At 68.0% G+C, this 15446-nt stretch carries 10 protein-coding genes; 5 read left to right on the forward strand and 5 right to left on the reverse strand.

The window, feature by feature from the left end; all coding sequences use genetic code 11:
* Window positions 1-3 precede the first annotated feature (3 nt).
* Window positions 4-3288, reverse strand: a complete 3285-nt coding sequence (locus tag JAN5088_RS13465) for an AsmA-like C-terminal region-containing protein (protein WP_143114988.1) — start codon at window positions 3286-3288, stop codon at window positions 4-6.
* Window positions 3289-3385: 97 nt separating this feature from the next.
* Between JAN5088_RS13465 and bcp the strand changes: the two genes are divergently transcribed.
* From bcp to JAN5088_RS13485, 4 genes are all read left to right on the forward strand, one after another.
* On the forward strand, window positions 3386-3853 hold the full coding sequence (gene bcp / locus JAN5088_RS13470; RefSeq protein WP_055683298.1) for a thioredoxin-dependent thiol peroxidase: 468 nt from the start codon (window positions 3386-3388) through the stop codon (window positions 3851-3853).
* Between the two features lie 14 nt (window positions 3854-3867).
* Entirely contained in the window at window positions 3868-4659 is a 792-nt protein-coding gene (locus JAN5088_RS13475; RefSeq protein WP_055683370.1) for a ferritin-like domain-containing protein, read from the forward strand.
* A gap of 190 nt (window positions 4660-4849) precedes the next feature.
* On the forward strand, window positions 4850-6178 hold the full coding sequence (locus JAN5088_RS13480; RefSeq protein ID WP_055683299.1) for a M23 family metallopeptidase: 1329 nt from the start codon (window positions 4850-4852) through the stop codon (window positions 6176-6178).
* Window positions 6168-6689, forward strand: coding sequence for a bactofilin family protein (locus tag JAN5088_RS13485; protein WP_074962774.1), 522 nt, complete (start codon window positions 6168-6170; stop codon window positions 6687-6689). Before JAN5088_RS13480 ends, JAN5088_RS13485 begins: the two co-directional genes overlap by 11 nt.
* Window positions 6690-6765: 76 nt before the next feature.
* On the opposite strand, the gene prfB is transcribed toward JAN5088_RS13485, so the two are convergent.
* The 4 genes from prfB to JAN5088_RS13505 all read right to left on the reverse strand — a co-directional run bounded on the left by prfB (window position 6766) and on the right by JAN5088_RS13505 (window position 12996).
* Complete coding sequence (gene prfB, locus JAN5088_RS13490) at window positions 6766-7890, reverse strand: peptide chain release factor 2 (protein WP_055683301.1); 1125 nt, start codon at window positions 7888-7890, stop codon at window positions 6766-6768.
* A 67-nt stretch (window positions 7891-7957) separates the two neighbouring features.
* Window positions 7958-10483, reverse strand: a complete 2526-nt coding sequence (locus JAN5088_RS13495; protein WP_055683371.1) for a penicillin-binding protein 1A — start codon at window positions 10481-10483, stop codon at window positions 7958-7960.
* A 207-nt stretch (window positions 10484-10690) separates the two neighbouring features.
* On the reverse strand, window positions 10691-11860 hold the full coding sequence (locus JAN5088_RS13500) for an N-acetylmuramoyl-L-alanine amidase (RefSeq protein WP_055683302.1): 1170 nt from the start codon (window positions 11858-11860) through the stop codon (window positions 10691-10693).
* On the reverse strand, window positions 11857-12996 hold the full coding sequence (locus JAN5088_RS13505; RefSeq protein ID WP_055683372.1) for a pyridoxal phosphate-dependent aminotransferase: 1140 nt from the start codon (window positions 12994-12996) through the stop codon (window positions 11857-11859). Before JAN5088_RS13505 ends, JAN5088_RS13500 begins: the two co-directional genes overlap by 4 nt.
* 256 nt (window positions 12997-13252) lie before the next feature.
* On the opposite strand from JAN5088_RS13505, the gene JAN5088_RS13510 reads away from it, so the two are divergent.
* Window positions 13253-14932 (forward strand): IS1 family transposase, encoded by a 1680-nt coding sequence (locus tag JAN5088_RS13510; RefSeq protein ID WP_143114527.1) that lies wholly within the window; start codon window positions 13253-13255, stop codon window positions 14930-14932.
* The last annotated feature ends 514 nt before the right edge of the window (window positions 14933-15446 follow it).

The following is a 15446-nucleotide window of genomic DNA, read 5'->3' on the forward strand; positions in this document are numbered from 1 at the left end:
CTATCAGGAAGGGACATCCTTGCGGAAGATGTCGCGGAACACGCCCGGCGTCAGGATCGACAGCGGATTGACCGATACCGCGGGCGAGGCGACGGGGCCGCTCAGACGGTAGGTAAAGCCGAACAGCCCCTCGTCGCGCCGCGCGAACAGCGCGCCGAACAGGCCGTTCACGAGGTAGATGGGCGAGATCACGCCCTGCATGTCCATCCGCTTAGACCCGAGGTCGAAGGTGCCGTCCGCCGTGATCGACATGGAGGGGCCGACCGCGCTGGCCTGTCGGACGATGATGTCGCCGGGGCGCAGGACGAATTCCGACTCGACGGTCGGGAAGAACAGGCCCTCGCCACCCAGCTGTTCGAGGATGCCCACAACCGACAGCGCCTGAAGGAGCGACGCGAGCGCGGGCGCGTTGCGGACCCGCACGTCGGCCATGCGAACGCTGCCTGAAAAGACGCCGGTCTGCCCCGTGGGCCGCAGGGTCAGTGTGATCGGCCCGCCCGCCGCGTCCCGGAACAGGCCCGCCGACCGCAGCACTTCGCCGGCGTTCCCGCCCCTGATCTGAACCGCCGTCCCGCCCCCCTGCGGCGCAATCGCCCCTTCCACGGCGGCGCCCCCGTTGATGCGGCCGGTGAAGCTGCCCGCGCCGCCGCGCAACGTGGCGCGCAGGTCGGTCAGGGCGATCCCTTCGGTCACCTGCAGCCGGGCCAGCGCGATGTCGAGGGGGGCGCCATCGCCCCCGCCCTCGCCCCCGGTGTTGAGCAGCGCGCGGCGCAGATCGGCGGTGCCGCCACGGATCGTGACGGCGGGTGCCACCCCCCGGCCCCGGCCGGCCAAGACCAGGGGGCCGTCGAACCAGCCGGCATCCACCCTGTCGAAACTCGCACGGTCGAGACCCCCTTCGGCTCGGAGCGTCACCTGACCCGTCGCGTCGAGCCCCGGCGCGTCGAGGGCAACGCGCGTCACTTCGGGCACGGGCCCGAGCGTCGCCTCGACCAGCAGGTCGGCGGCGCGGGCGGCGCCCTTGGACCAGTTGATGACGGGCAAGGCCACCGACAGGCCGCGCAGGTCGCTCCGCACGCTCAGGCGCGGCGGCTCGCCCTGCGGCAAGACGATGGACAGATCCGCCGATGCCTCGCCACGCAGGTCGAGCGCGTCGATCGTGATGCCCAATCGCTCCAGACCGTCCGGCGTGAGCCGCGCCGTGCCCGTCACCTGCCCCGGCTCGGGCAGGGGACGCGGCGGCGGGGGCGGCGCGCCGGGGACGATCGGATCGCTCAGCGGCGGTGGCAGCGCCTGACGCCAGCGACCCGAGAACGGCACCCCCTCCAGCGTCATGTCGCCTGCTATCGTCACCTCGCCCGGTGCGGCCGTCAGCGTCAGGTCCGGCGCCGCCAGAAGGCGGCCCGGCACGATCGCGCGGCTTTCCACGTCTGTCAGGCGGGCTGTCACGTCATAGGCGATGTCGGCCGGGGCGTTGCCCTTCCGGAGCGGAAGGCGCACGGCCACCCGCGCCTCGGCCGCACCGGAGGCCAGATCCCGCGTCTTGTTCAGCCGGTCCAGAAGGCGGAAGGGCGGGTTGTCCATCAGGGTCAGGATGTCGCCGATGCCGCCCTGTGCCGTCAGGTCCAGCACCCCTTCCGCCGGGCGCGCGGTCGCGTCGGGGATGGTGAAGGTCGTGCCGGCCACGTCCACGGTGCCGGACGGCTCGGGCTGGTCCGGGCCGGTGACGGGGACCGCCCCGCGATCCAGCCGCAGCGTCAGCCGGTTACCATCGAGCTGCGCCGCGCCGGCCGCGTCCTGCGCCGGGGGCATCTCGCGCATGTAGCGAAAGGCGCCGCCGGAGAACTCGAAGCTGGCCGCGACCTGCGGCGGGGTCGCGGGTTCCAGCCGGACGAGCGCCACGGCGCGGCGCGCCTCGCCGCCCAGAAGGTTCGTCGTGAACCACGCGCGTCCCTGCGGCTGGATCGAGGGCGGCCAGAGCGCCACCAGTTGGTCCACCGCCATCTGCGGCACCACAAGGCGAAGCGCCCCTGCCGGGCCCTCATCGGTAAAGGTCAGCCGCCCCGACAGGCGCGCGGTGCCAGAGGGGCCCGTCAGCATGGCCTGCCCGATGGCGAGGCCGAGCGGCGCCTGCGTCAGCCGCGCCTCGATCAAGCCTTGCGCGAATTCAACGCGGCGGTCGAACAGCCCTTCCGGGTCGAGCACCGTGGGGCCGAGCCGAAGCTGCATCTGCACCGGGCCGATCAGCCCGTCCTCCAGCAGGATCTGGCCGTCGGCAGTCAGCGACAGGTCGTCAGACGACGCCTCGATCTGCGACAAGGCGATGCGCCCCGGCCCCGGCTGCCAAGCGAAAGCCAGAAGCGCGCGGTCGAGGGCGAGGGCCGGCCGGTCTGTCATGGACAGGCCCCCGGCCTCCAGCCGGCCGACGAGGGGACCGGGGGTGCCATCTTCCGCCAGGGTCATGGCCGCGCTGGCCGAGACCTCGCCCTTGACCAGCGTCAACGCGGGCACACCGGGGACGGCTTCGGCCAGCCCGGCCAGCGACAGGTCGTCCAGCGCCACCGTAGCCTGCGCGCCCTGCCCGTCGCCGCGCCGGGTCAGCGACATCGCCACCCGTGCCGTCCGTGCCCCCAGCCGCAGCGACGACGTGAGCGACAGGCGCACCCCGCCGCCGTCGCGCGCCCAGACGACGGTGCCGTCCTCGACCGTCTCGGACAGGCCGGTGATCGCGTCGGTGAAGCGCAGGGTGACGCCTTCGACCGTCACGTCGGACAGTTCCGCGATGACGGGGTTGGCAAGGAGGGTGTCCAGCGTCTCCAGCGCCTCGGACCAGGTGCCCGGCAGGTCGCCGCCGCCCGCGCCGAAGGCCAGCGAGAACGCCCCGTCCGCATCGCGCGCCACGTCGAGCGACAGGCCCTCCACTGCGACGCGCCGGGGCCGCAGCTTGCCCCGCAGCAGCGCCGCCCCGTCGAGCGCGACCCGCGCGTCGGGCAGAGTGACCACGGGGCCGGAGGCATCGGTCAGCCGCGCATCGCGCAGGCGCAGGCGCAGGGCTTGGTCCTCCAGGTCGTAGAACAGCGCGACGAGGCCCAGTGACACCTGCCGGGGCGCGAGGTCACGGCCGATGCGCTGCTCGATCCGGGCGACCGTCCAGGCCGGCAGCGCCACCGGCCCCTGCGTCAGCCGCAGCACTGCGCCCGCCAGCAACGCGCAAAGGACCAGCAGCACGAGCGCGGACGCGCGGCGGCGTCCGCGACGGCGCGGCTGGGCGGCTGGTCTCTCGGGCATGGAAGGGGCGGCTCCGGCGTTCGTGGCGAAGGTCATACTTGACCCGACCCCTACCCGGTTCCAAGTCCCATCGGGTACAACATCCGGAGAGCCGCCGATGACAGACCTTCCCCAGCCGGGCGACAAGGCCCCGGAATTCACCCTGCCCCGCGATGGCGGCGGCGAAGTCAGCCTGTCGGATTTCCAGGGCCGGCAGGTCGTGCTCTACTTCTATCCCAAGGACGACACGCCCGGCTGCACCAAGGAGGCCATCGCCTTTTCCGAGGCCATCGAGGCCTTCGCGGAGGCGGGCGCCGTGGTCATCGGGGTCTCGAAGGATTCGGCCGCCAAGCACGACAAGTTCGCGGCCAAGCACGACCTGAAGGTGATCCTCGCGTCCGACGAGGAGGGGACGACCTGCGAGGACTACGGCGTCTGGCGGGAAAAGAGCATGTACGGCAAGACCTTCATGGGGATCGAGCGGACGACCTTTCTGATCGGCGCGGACGGTGCGGTCCGGCAGGTCTGGCCGAAGGTCAAGGTCGCGGGCCATTCGGACGAGGTTCTGGCCGCGATCCGCGCGTGACGACGCTGGCCCGCATGGCGGTCGAGGTGCTGGAGACCGCCGACCCCCGCGCCAAGACCGACCTGTCGCGCGCCCATGCCGCCCACTGGCGGGCGTCGCGCGAGGGGGGCACGCCCATCGACATCGGCACGGCGGAGCCGCCTGACCGGCCCGCGCGCCCCGACCGGCCGGAGCTTCTGAACCCCCGCGACGTTCCGCGCCGCAAGCCCGGCACGGCGGAGGGCCGCATCGCCATGATGCACGCCGTCGCGCATATCGAGCTCAATGCCGTGGACCTGCATTGGGACGTGATCGCGCGCTTCGCCCATGTGCCCATGCCCCTTGGGTTCTTCGACGACTGGGTCTCCGCCGCCGACGACGAATCGAAGCACTGGGGCCTGATGAACGATTGCCTGTTGGCCGCAGGCAGCCATTACGGCGCCCTGCCCGCGCATGCCGGCATGTGGCGCGCGGCAGAGGAGACGGCGCGCGACCTGATGGCGCGGCTCGCCGTCGTGCCCATGGTGCTGGAGGCGCGGGGACTCGACGTGACGCCCGGAATGATCGCCCTTTTCGAACGGGCGGGAGAGTCGCGCGCGGTCGAGGCGCTGAGCACGATCTATGGCGAAGAGGTGGCGCATGTCGCCTACGGCTCCAAATGGTTCCACTTCCTGTGCGGACGGCACGATCTGGACCCCAAGGTGGTCTTTCACGACCTTGTCCGCCGGCACTTCCATGGCCCGCTGAAGCCCCCGTTCAACGAGGAAAAGCGCGCCGATGCGGGCCTGCCGCCCGACTTCTACTGGCCGCTGGTCGAAGGCGCCTGACATCGGGATATTTCCGGACGGGCGGCATTTCGCCGCCGGGCGGGGTGACCAATCGCGAAAAGGTTGCCCGACGTCGCCACCGTGTCTAGAACGCCACACACGGCAAATCCTTCGATACGGGGGGAACCGTGAGGGGAACGGAAGGCGGGCCGGTGCGGGCCCGCGACATTCAAGACAAGGGGGACGGCGCGTGAAGCAACGCCTGTCGGACAGACTCAACGCGAAACTCGAACGCCATCTGCCCGAGCAGCGGCTTTTCCTGAAATCCGAACAAGGCACCCGGTTCGTCCGGATGCGGCCAATGACGCAGGCGGCGACCCTGGTGGGCGGCGCGCTGGTCTTGGGCTGGACGGCGATCGTGACGTCTTTCTTCCTGATCGGGGCCATCACTTCCGGCACGGCGCGCGACCAGAACGCACGCGCGCAGATCGCCTATGAGACGCGCCTTGCCGCGCTGTCGTCGGAGCGCGACACCCGCGCGACCGAGGCCGAGCAGGCACTGGAGCGGTTCTACGCCGCGCTTGAGGAAGTGTCGAAGATGCAAGGCACTGTCCTCGCCTCCGAACAGCGTGTGCGGGAGCTCGAGACCGGAATCGAGGTCATCCAGCGGACCCTGCGCCGCACCGTGACCGAACGCAACGAGGCCCGGGGCGAGGTCGCAACCCTGGCCGCCCGTCTGGACAACGCGCCCGAGGCGGCGGTTCAGGCCGAGCGTCTGGCGGCCGACAGCAGCGCCACCGCCGGAGCCCTTGCCGAAGCGCTGGACGCCACCGCGCTGGAGCGGGACGAGGCCCTTATCGTAGCCGAGGGTGCCGATGCCGAGATCGCCCGCATGGAAATGATGGCGGAGGTCGTGGCCGAGCGGAACGACCGCATCTTCAGCCGCCTGGAGACGGCGCTGGAAACCTCGCTGGAACCGCTGGAGCAGGTCTTCGCCAGCGCCGGCGTATCGTCGGACGCGCTGCTGCGCGAGGTCCGCAGCTCCTACGTCGGACAGGGCGGCCCGCTGAGCCCCGTCGTCGTGTCGACGCGCGGCGGCGGCGACCTGCACGACATGGACACCGCCCGCGCCAATGGCATCCTGGACCGGCTGGAAGACATCGACATGTACCGCCTTGCCGCCGAGAGCCTGCCGCTCTCGATGCCGGTCACGGCCTCGCATCGTCGGACGTCGCCCTTCGGGCCCCGGTGGGGCCGGATGCATGAGGGGCTCGACCTGGCCAGCGCCACAGGCACCCCGATCCTGGCCACCGCCGAGGGCACGGTCGTCCACGCCGGCTGGTCCAACGGCTACGGCAAGCTGGTCAAGATCCGCCACCCCCTCGGATTCGAGACGCGATATGGCCACATGAGCGCGATCAACGTCTCCGTTGGCCAAAGGGTCTCGCGCGGGGACAAGGTCGGTGGTATGGGATCGACCGGACGGTCGACCGGAACTCATCTCCACTATGAGGTTCGCCGCAACGGTCAGGCCCTGGACCCAATCACTTTCATCAATGCAGGTCAGGATGTTTTCTAAATCTAAGCTGAACCAGCCCGGCGGTGACGCCGACAAGTCCGCAACCCACTCGCAGACGTCCGCTTCGGCGCCGCCGTCGAAGCCCGCCGGTCTCGAACTCGGCGCCGGACAGGCCGCGATGAAGCCCAAGGTGGCGCCGTCGACCCTGTCTTCGGACCTTATCATCAAGGGCGATATCAAGACGTCGGGCGACATCACGATCGAGGGTGAGGTCGAGGGCAACATCCACGCCCATCTGTTGACCGTAGGCGAAGGCTCCACCGTCCGGGGCGAGGTTATCGCCGACGACATCGTCGTCAACGGTCGCGTCATCGGTCGCGTGCGCGGCCTGAAGGTGCGCCTGACCTCCACCGCGCGGGTCGAGGGCGACATCATCCACAAGACTATCGCCATCGAATCGGGTGCCCACTTCGAAGGCGCGGTGCAGCGTCAGGACGATCCGCTGTCCACCGGTCCGCGCAACCATACGGGCCAGCCCCCCAAGCCCGAGGCGCCCAAGCACCAGGGCTGACCCGGCGGGTCACTGGTCAAGGATGCACGAACCCCGCTTCGGAAACGGAGCGGGGTCTTTCGTTGCCGCGACCGCCCTAGTCTCCGTTGGCGTCCGCCCGGCTCTTGCCCGAAGCGTCGGACGCCAGCACCGATGCCATGATCCCGTCGAGCGCGCCGTCGAGGACGCCCCCGGTGTCAGACGTCTCGTAGCCCGTCCGCAGGTCCTTCACCATCTGGTAGGGTTGCAGGACATAGGACCGGATCTGATTGCCCCAGCCCGCGTCGCCCTTGGCTTCGTGCGCAGCGTTGATATCGGCATTCCGGCGGTCCAACTCCATCTGATAGAGGCGCGATTTCAGCGCCTTCATGGCGATATCCCGGTTCTGGTGCTGCGACTTCTCCGAACTCGTCACCACGATGTTCGTGGGCAGGTGCGTGATCCGGACGGCCGAGTCGGTCGTGTTGACGTGCTGCCCGCCGGCGCCCGAGGACCGGTAGGTGTCGATGCGGATGTCGTTGGGCGCGATCTCGATCTCGATGTTGTCGTCAACGACGGGATAGACCCAGACCGAACAGAAGGACGTGTGTCGCCGGGCTGAAGAATCGTAGGGCGAGATGCGGACCAGCCGGTGCACGCCCGATTCAGACTTGAGCCAGCCATAGGCGTTCTTGCCGCTGATCTTGTAGGCAGCGGACTTGATCCCCGCCTCCTCGCCCGGAGACATGCTCTGCAATTCGACGGTATAGCCGCGCTTCTCGGCCCACCGGGTGTACATGCGGGCCAGCATGTTGGCCCAGTCGTTGGACTCGGTCCCGCCCGCGCCGGAGTTGATTTCGAGAAAGGTGTCGTTGCCGTCCGCCTCGCCGTCGAGCAGCGCCTCTAGTTCCTTCTCGGCGGCGGTGCCGACCAGGCGGGCGATGGCGGCCTCGGCCTCGGTCACGACCTCCGCGTCGTCCTCCATCTCGCCCAGTTCGATAAGTTCCAGATTATCGGCGGTATCCCGTTCCAGGCCCTCAATGCCCTCGATGCTGTCGATCAGGGCCTGACGGTCCCGCATCAGGTTCTGCGCGCGCTCGGGGTTGTCCCACAACGTGGGGTCCTCGATCATCGCGTTCATCTCCTCCAGGCGATGCGGCGCAGTCTCCCAGTCGAGCCGCCGCTTGAGGAGGGCCACGGACTTGCCGATGGCCTCGACGTTGTTCTGGACTTCTGCGCGCACTCTCGAACCTCTCGGGGTTTGTCGCCGCTGACCTAAACCCTGCCCCGCCGGGGGGCAAGGCGGCGGGTCAGTAGAGGCCCCCGGACGACAGCGCCCCAAAGGACGCGCGTCCCGGCACCACGACGCTGCGTCCCGTCGACGTCTCGACCTGGATGCCGCCCCGGTCCTCCACGTCGCCCTCGCCCCGCCCGAACAGCGGCAAGTCGCCCGCCATCGCGAAGCCGCCGTCGATGATCGTGCCGCCCACGCCCATGAACGGATCGTCGCCCTGGCGGAAGTATTCGGCCACGACGTTCTCGCCCGTGGCGTCGTCGGGCAGGCGTGCGCCGGTATAGCGGTCGATCTTCACGAAGTAGCCGCCTTCGGGCACCTCGAACGGGCCGCCGCCGTACTTCTGGATCGCCTCGGCCATGAACTCGTTGAAAACCGGACCGCACATGCCGCCGCCCGACGCCGACCGGCCCATGTTGCGCGGCCGGTCATAGCCGATGTAGCATCCGGCGACGATGGTGGACGAAAAGCCCACGAACCAGACGTCCTTGGAATCGTTGGTGGTTCCGGTCTTGCCAGCGATCGGCACCGGCAGGTTCACCGTCCGCGACGCGGTTCCACGTTCGACGACGCCCTGCATCATCGACGTCAACTGATAGGCCGTGATCGCGTCCATGACCCGTTCGCGGTTCGATACGATGCGGGGACCCTGCCCATCGGCCAGGGACGCGAACTGCTCGCAATCGTTGCAGGACCGCTGATCGTGGCGATAGACGGTGCGGCCATAGCGGTCCTGGATGCGGTCAACCAGCGTGGGCTCCACCCGCTCGCCGCCGTTGGCGAACATCGCATAGGCCGCTACCATCTTGTAGAGCGTCGTCTCCTGCGAGCCGAGCGAGTTGGCCAGAAGCTCATCCATGCGGTCGTAGACGCCGAACCGTTCGGCATAGGTGGCCACCGTGCCCATGCCCACGTCCTGCGCCAGCCGGACGGTCATCAGGTTGCGCGAGCGTTCGATCCCCGTCCGCAGGGGGCTGGGGCCGTAATACTTGTTCGACGCGTTCTTGGGTCGCCAGATCTCGCCGTTGCCCTGGTCGATCTCGATGGGGGCGTCCACGACGATGGTGTTGGGTTGATACCCGCTGTCGAGCGCTGCGGCATAAACGAATGGCTTGAAGGACGATCCCGGCTGCCGCGTGGCCTGCGTCGCCCGGTTGAAGACCGAATGCTGATAGCTGAAGCCACCCTGCATCGCGAGAACCCGGCCGGTGTTCACGTCCATCGCCATGAATCCGCCCTGCACCTCGGGCACCTGCCGCAGCGACCAGCGGATCAGGTCGCCGGTGGCGTCGTCGGTCAAGCGGCGCACATGGACGACGTCTCCCACCTCGAAGTTGTCGACGAAGCTGCCGCGCAGCCAGTCGATGTCCGTGCGCGGGACATCGACCTGCGCCTCGACCCCTTCGGCGCCAAGCGTCAGGCTCTGGTCGCCCACGGCCAGGACGACGGCGGGCAGCCAAGCGCTCCCAAGGTCGATGTCCCGGGCCACGACCGTCTCGGCCAGCGCGCGGCGCCATGCGGTTTCGTCATCAAGCAGGGCCGGGTCGATGGTCTTGCCGGTGCCGCGCCAGACGCCCTGGCCACGGTCGAACTGCTCCAGCGCGCGGCGCAATGCCTTGGCCGCGACGGCCTGCATCTCGGCATCGACGGTGGCGCGGACGTTGAAGCCCTGGGTGAAGAACTCCTCCTCGCCGAAATCCTCGGTCAACTGGCGCCGGATCTCGTCGGTGAAGTAATCGCGCGGCGGCAGGGCGGCGCGGAATGGGGCATAATGGCCGGACTGCACCGTCAGCAGGGGCTTCTGCTGCGCGGTCTCCAGTTCGGCGCGGGTGATGTAGCCATTCTGGAACATCTCCAGCAAGACGTAGTTGCGCCGCTCGATCGCGCGCTCGGCCTGGCGGACGGGGTGATAGTCCGACGGCGCCTTGGGCAGGATCGCCAGATACGCGGCTTCCTCCAGCGTCAATTGCGACAGGGTCTTGTTGAAATAGGTCTGCGATGCCGCGGCCACGCCATAGCTGTTCTGCCCCAGGAAGATCTCGTTGAGATAGAGCTCCAGGATGTCCTCCTTGCCCAGCGTCTCCTCGATGCGCGAGGCGAGGATGATCTCCTTCACCTTCCGCTCGGCACTGCGGTCCGAGGACAGAAGGAAGTTCTTCATCACCTGCTGCGTGATGGTCGACGCGCCCCGCAGGCGCTTGCCCCGTGCCGCATCGACGGCGGCAGAGACCATGCCGACGGGATCGTATCCGGCGTGCTGATAGAAATTCTTGTCCTCGGCCGAGATGAACGCCTGCTTGACCAGGGGGGGGATCTCGTCTGCCGTGGCGAACAGGCGGCGTTCGCGGGCGAATTCGTCCATCAGTCGCCCCTCGCCCGAATAGATGCGGCTGATCGTGGGGGGTGTATACTGGGCAAGCTGCTCATGGTTGGGCAGGTCGCGGCCGTACATCCAGAGGACACCGCCGATCGACATGGCGAGCGCCACGACGCCCAGCGTCACCGCCGAGAACAGGCCCCCGACCGTCGCGAGGAAGAACATGCCGACGGCCTGCAACCCGCGCCAGAGCGATGCGCCCGCCGATTTCAACCTGTTGTCCGCCATGTACCCGTGCCCCTGCCCGTCAGATTTGGTTCTTCCGGTCGTGCCGATATACGCGCCGCACCCCCTGCCGTCAAAGCGCGACACTGCGTCGGGCGGCGCGCTGCCCATGCCGTCCGGTCACGATCCGTTGAACGGGGCGCAGGGTCACTGCCGCAGGCGTCTCGCCTCCTCCGCATCGCTGTCGGCCCAGGCGTCGATGCTACGGGCGACCGCCGCGGCCATCCGCGCGCGCCATTCGGCGGACATGAGGTTCCGCAGGTCGCCTTCGTCGGACATGAACCCCAGTTCCAGCAGGACGGAAGGAATGTCCGGCGCCTTGAGCACCGTGAACCGCCCGCCCAGCCGGGGCCGCTTGTGCATGCGGACGCCCGCCCCGCTCAGCCCCGTGATGAGTGCGTCGGCCAGCCTTTCGCCGCGGGGCGCGGTCTCGGCCCGCGCCATTTCGATCAGGACGCGGGCGATCTCGTCTCCCTGCTCGATCTGGCCCGCACCCAGCAGAAGGTCGTCGCGTCCGTGGCGCTGCGCGATCTCGGCGGCCAGCGCACCTGGCTCCTCGTCGGACAGGGTGTAGACGGTCGCGCCCTCCGCGCCCCCGCCCCGGACCGCATCGGCGTGGAGCGAGATCATCAGGTCCGCGCCCGCCGCCCGCGCGATGGTAGACCGCCCACGCAGGCCCACGAATTCATCCGCGTCGCGCGTCAGAACGACCTCGTGCCCCTCGCGCCGCAGCACCTCGGCCAGTTCGCGCGCGAAGCGCAGCATCAGCGAGGCTTCGGTGGTGCCGCCACGCTCGGCCCCCGGATCGACGCCCCCGTGACCAGGATCGAGGGCGATGACCAGCGGCCGGTCCCCCGTCTGGCGCGGCCGCTCGACTGTCGGCACGGCATCGGGTGCGATGGCGTCCCATGACCGCGGGTTGAGCGGCCCCTGCCGCCCTGCGCCGTCGGTCAGCTCGACCCGGATCGCGGGTCCGGCGTCCGTCTCCATCCAGGCCCGTCCGACCGCCATCGGGCCGGGCAACGTCAGCACGAGGCGGGACCAGCCGGCGCGGATGCGCCCGGTGGCGGGCGTGCCCACTTCGGCCAGAGTCGCGGGGTCGAGCGACGTCCAGTCGACCTCCGCCGTGTCGAGAACCAACCGCCATGGGTCGGCCAGCACGAAGACGCGCCAGGGCACGGCGCGGCTGAGCCCCAGCGTGACCTGTGCCCCGCCCCATCTGTCGTGGGCATCCGACGCCGTCACAGTGGCACGGCCGTCGGCCTGCGCCCACGCTCCCGTCGCCAGAAACCCAAGGAGAAGGGCGAGACGGATCACCGCGCCGCCATGAAGTCACGCAGGCGGGCAAGTCCTTCCTCGATGTCCTCCGTCGCGCGGGCATAGCTGAAGCGCAGGCTTCCCGCCCCGCGCCCGGGGTCGAAGTCGACGCCCGGCGTCACGGCCACCCCAGCCTTTTCAAGTATTTCCGATGCGAAGTTCACGCTGTTTTCGGTCAGGTGGGACACGTCCGCATAGATGTAGAATGCCCCGTCCGGCGGCGCGATCCGGTCGAAGCCCGCCCTTGGCAGGCGATCGAGCATGAGCGCGCGATTCCTGGCATAGACAGCGAGGTTCCCGTCGAGTTCGTCGTCCGCGCCGAGCGCGTGCAGCGCCGCGATCTGGCTGGCGTGCGGGGGGCAGATGAACATGTTCTGGGCCAGGCGTTCGATGGTGCGGATGTGATCCTCCGGCACGACCATCCAGCCGATCCGCCAGCCGGTCATGCTGAAATACTTGCTGAAGGAGTTGATGACATAGACGTCGTCCGACACCTCCAGCGCCGAAACGGCCCCACCGTCGTAATGGATGCCGTGATAGATCTCGTCCGAGATGAAGGCCGTCCGGTTCGCGTGGCAGGCGTCGATGAGCGCGCGCATCGATGCGCGGTTCAGCATGGTGCCGGTGGGGTTCGACGGCGAGGCGACGATCAGCCCGGCCAGCGACGGATCGAGGGTGTGAGGAACGGGCTGGAACCTGTCGGCCGCCTGCGTCTCGATGCCCACCGCCACCAGCGAAAGGGCCTTCAGGATCTGGCGATAGGAGGGATAGCCCGGCAGCCCCAGCCCCACCCGGTCGCCCGCGTCGAAAAGGGCCGTGAAGGCAAGAAGGAAGGCCGCGGACGACCCCGCCGTCACCACCACACGCGCAGGATCGAGGTCGACGCCGTACCACCGGCGGTAGAGGTCGGCGATGCCCGCCCGCAGTTCAGGCAGCCCGAGCGCCACGGTATAGCCAAGCGGATCGGAGGCCATTGCACGGGTCAGACCGACGCGGGCGGCCTGCGGTGCTGGCGTTCCAGGCTGGCCCACCTCCATGTGGACGATGTGCCGGCCCTGGGCTTCGGCGCGGCGGGCGGCCTCCATCACGTCCATGACGATGAAAGGGTCGACACGCGACCGTTCGGAAATCCGCATGTTGGCCATCATCTGCTCCCCGTCCCGACTGGCCCGAGTGATGGACCGGAGGGACAGGTGCGTCAATGTCCAGGACGGATGACGGATGGTCAGTCGAGAAAGGGGGCCGACCCGGCCCAGCCCCTGACGGTAAATGTTGAAAAAGTTCTTCGGTTGGCCGCACTGCGGCCAACTTTTTCTTTGACACCACGCTTGACCGTCGTCCGAATGGAGGAAACAGGTGTCGAGCGTCTCGAAAATATCTTCGGGAACAGCGGTGGCCCCGCTGACCCGAAGGCTGCCTGCGCCCGTGGCAGGTGTCGATCTCAACTTTTGCCGCAACCCGGCCTGCGCCTTTTACGGCGTGCTGCCCGATCCGTTCAAGCGACCGAATGGCTCCCCGTCCGCGCCGCCAGGTATGCCGCGCGGAGCGGTGCCGGGTGGCAAGCACAAAGAGTTCTACAAGTGTCCCGCCTGTCGCACAACCTCCCGGGTAAAGAACAACCGTGCGGTCGCGGAGGAACACGAGCGGATGCGACGCCTGCGCGAGACTGATCCCTGCGCGCCCGCCTGCCGCACGGCGAGCTGCGCGAACCAAGGCCTCTCGGTCGAGGAGCATCCGGAGCTCTATCAGCGCTTCGGCAAGACCAAGGGCGGCGACCCGCGCTGGCGGTGCAAGGGCTGCGCGAAGACCTTCTCGACCGGCAAGCCGGCCCGTCGGCATAAGCGGTCGGACAAGAACCGCCTGGTCCTCGATATGCTCTGCAACGACCTGTCGCTCGCCAAGACCTCGAAGATCTCCGGGTTGTCCTACCGAGACATCTACCGGCGGATCGGGTTTTACCACGATCAGGTCGGGAGCTTCGTGGCGCGCCGCGAGGACTTCTCCCGGATCGACTTCGCAGAGATGGGCTCACGCTTCGCCACCGACAGCCAGGCGCTGACCATCAACTGGCCCAGCCGGAAGCGGCGTTTTCCGGTCGTGTTCCAGCATCTCTGCACCGCGCACGCGCGATCGGGCTTCATCATGGAGGCGTCCTTCCAGCTCGACCCGGAGATCTCGTCGGCGGAAGCGGAGGCCCAGTCCCGTGCGGCGGACGAGGACCACATCTCTACGGCTTTCCGCCGCCACGCCCGCATCTGGACGAAGACCGAGTTCGACGCACATCTCGTGCGGCTGGCGAAGGCTGCGGGGCTGCCGCAGGTGGAGGAATACGGCCTGCCTGCCACCGGCTCGATGCTGCGCTACGATGTGATGCAGTTTGCCCACGCAATGCGGCTGCACGATCATATCGGCCAGACGGACGCCCCGTTGATCTTCGTGATGGATGGGGATGCTGGCCTCAAGCAATCATTCGCGACAGTTTTTCAGCCGGAAGTGTCGGCCGGGCGCGCGCATCTCGCCATCATCGACTTCGACAAGGCGATGACGAACGATATGCGCAACTGCGTCGTCTCCGATGGTCGCATCGACCTGTGTGCAACCACGGGGTTGACCCCGACTGAGCTGAGTCTGATTCCGGCGGAGTTCTACGCCGAGATCCTCGACGAGGAGGTGGCTGTCCGTCTTGTCGGGGAGCCGGTCGGTGAATGGTTTCAGTATCCATTCCCGACGAAGAGCGAGCCCAACAGGCGGGTCTGCCTGCTCACGGACCACCCGGGGCTGGAGGCGCGGGAGAAAGCCAAGCTGATGCGCCTGGCTACGCTCCGAAGCGTCGATAGCTACTTCCATCGCTTCCGCTCGAACGTGCGCTTCGCCAGCCGGCCGCAGATTTCGACCAATGGTCCTGGTCGCGTCTGGGGCAGGCATCATCTCTACGACCCAGTCGTTCTGTCGAAGCTTGTCGAAATCTATCGGTTCTACCACAACTGGATGGAGCCGGGCACGGATGGTAAGACGCCGGCGATGCGGATCGGGCTGGCGCGGGGCAGAATTTATGAGCGCGATCTGCTCTGATCGCTTCTGGATCAAAAAGTTCGGTCCGAACTCCTTCAAGCATCCCTTTCTTATGCGGCGGGGGTGTGCGGGCTCAGATCGCTTGAGGGATGCTAACTCCCCGATAGCAGGAGAACCCAAGCTCGAGCGTGATTCAGTCTTACCGCGATCCGGGAGGATCAACCCGGTGATAGGTGAAATCCACAGCTGGAGCTCGCAAGGATTAGCCAAATGGTTGATGACCTTGCTACGGCCTGTGAGCTGCTGCGTTTTGCGCTGCTGCTCTACAAGGGCTACAGACTACTGACGACCCCGAGGGTCTAAGTATAAGGGGGTGCCACCTCGCTATCGAAGTGGCACCCCCGCACATTTTCAGGAGAGCTTTGTCGCTATCTACCCCATGCTGGCGTGGATCAAGACACCAGCGGTTAGTGCTATGCGGTCTTGTTGATCAGCCCTTTCAGCCTGACCACCTTGCCAGAAGGACTTAGGCTCATCTCACCTTCGAACAAAGCAACCGAGCCATCAATATTTA

Source organism: Jannaschia rubra, assembly GCF_001403735.1.
GTDB lineage: Bacteria > Pseudomonadota > Alphaproteobacteria > Rhodobacterales > Rhodobacteraceae > Jannaschia > Jannaschia rubra.

What these genes read in the sequence shown, in the direction of transcription:
- JAN5088_RS13485 (WP_074962774.1), top strand. Translation starts at nt 6,168, where the DNA reads ATGTTTTCTAAATCTAAGCTGAACCAGCCCGGCGGTGACGCCGACAAG.
- JAN5088_RS13475 (WP_055683370.1), top strand. Translation starts at nt 3,868, where the DNA reads ATGGCGGTCGAGGTGCTGGAGACCGCCGACCCCCGCGCCAAGACCGAC.
- JAN5088_RS13505 (WP_055683372.1), bottom strand. Translation starts at nt 12,996, where the DNA reads ATGCGGATTTCCGAACGGTCGCGTGTCGACCCTTTCATCGTCATGGAC.
- bcp (WP_055683298.1), top strand. Translation starts at nt 3,386, where the DNA reads ATGACAGACCTTCCCCAGCCGGGCGACAAGGCCCCGGAATTCACCCTG.
- JAN5088_RS13495 (WP_055683371.1), bottom strand. Translation starts at nt 10,483, where the DNA reads ATGTTCTTCCTCGCGACGGTCGGGGGCCTGTTCTCGGCGGTGACGCTG.
- JAN5088_RS13465 (WP_143114988.1), bottom strand. Translation starts at nt 3,288, where the DNA reads ATGCCCGAGAGACCAGCCGCCCAGCCGCGCCGTCGCGGACGCCGCCGC.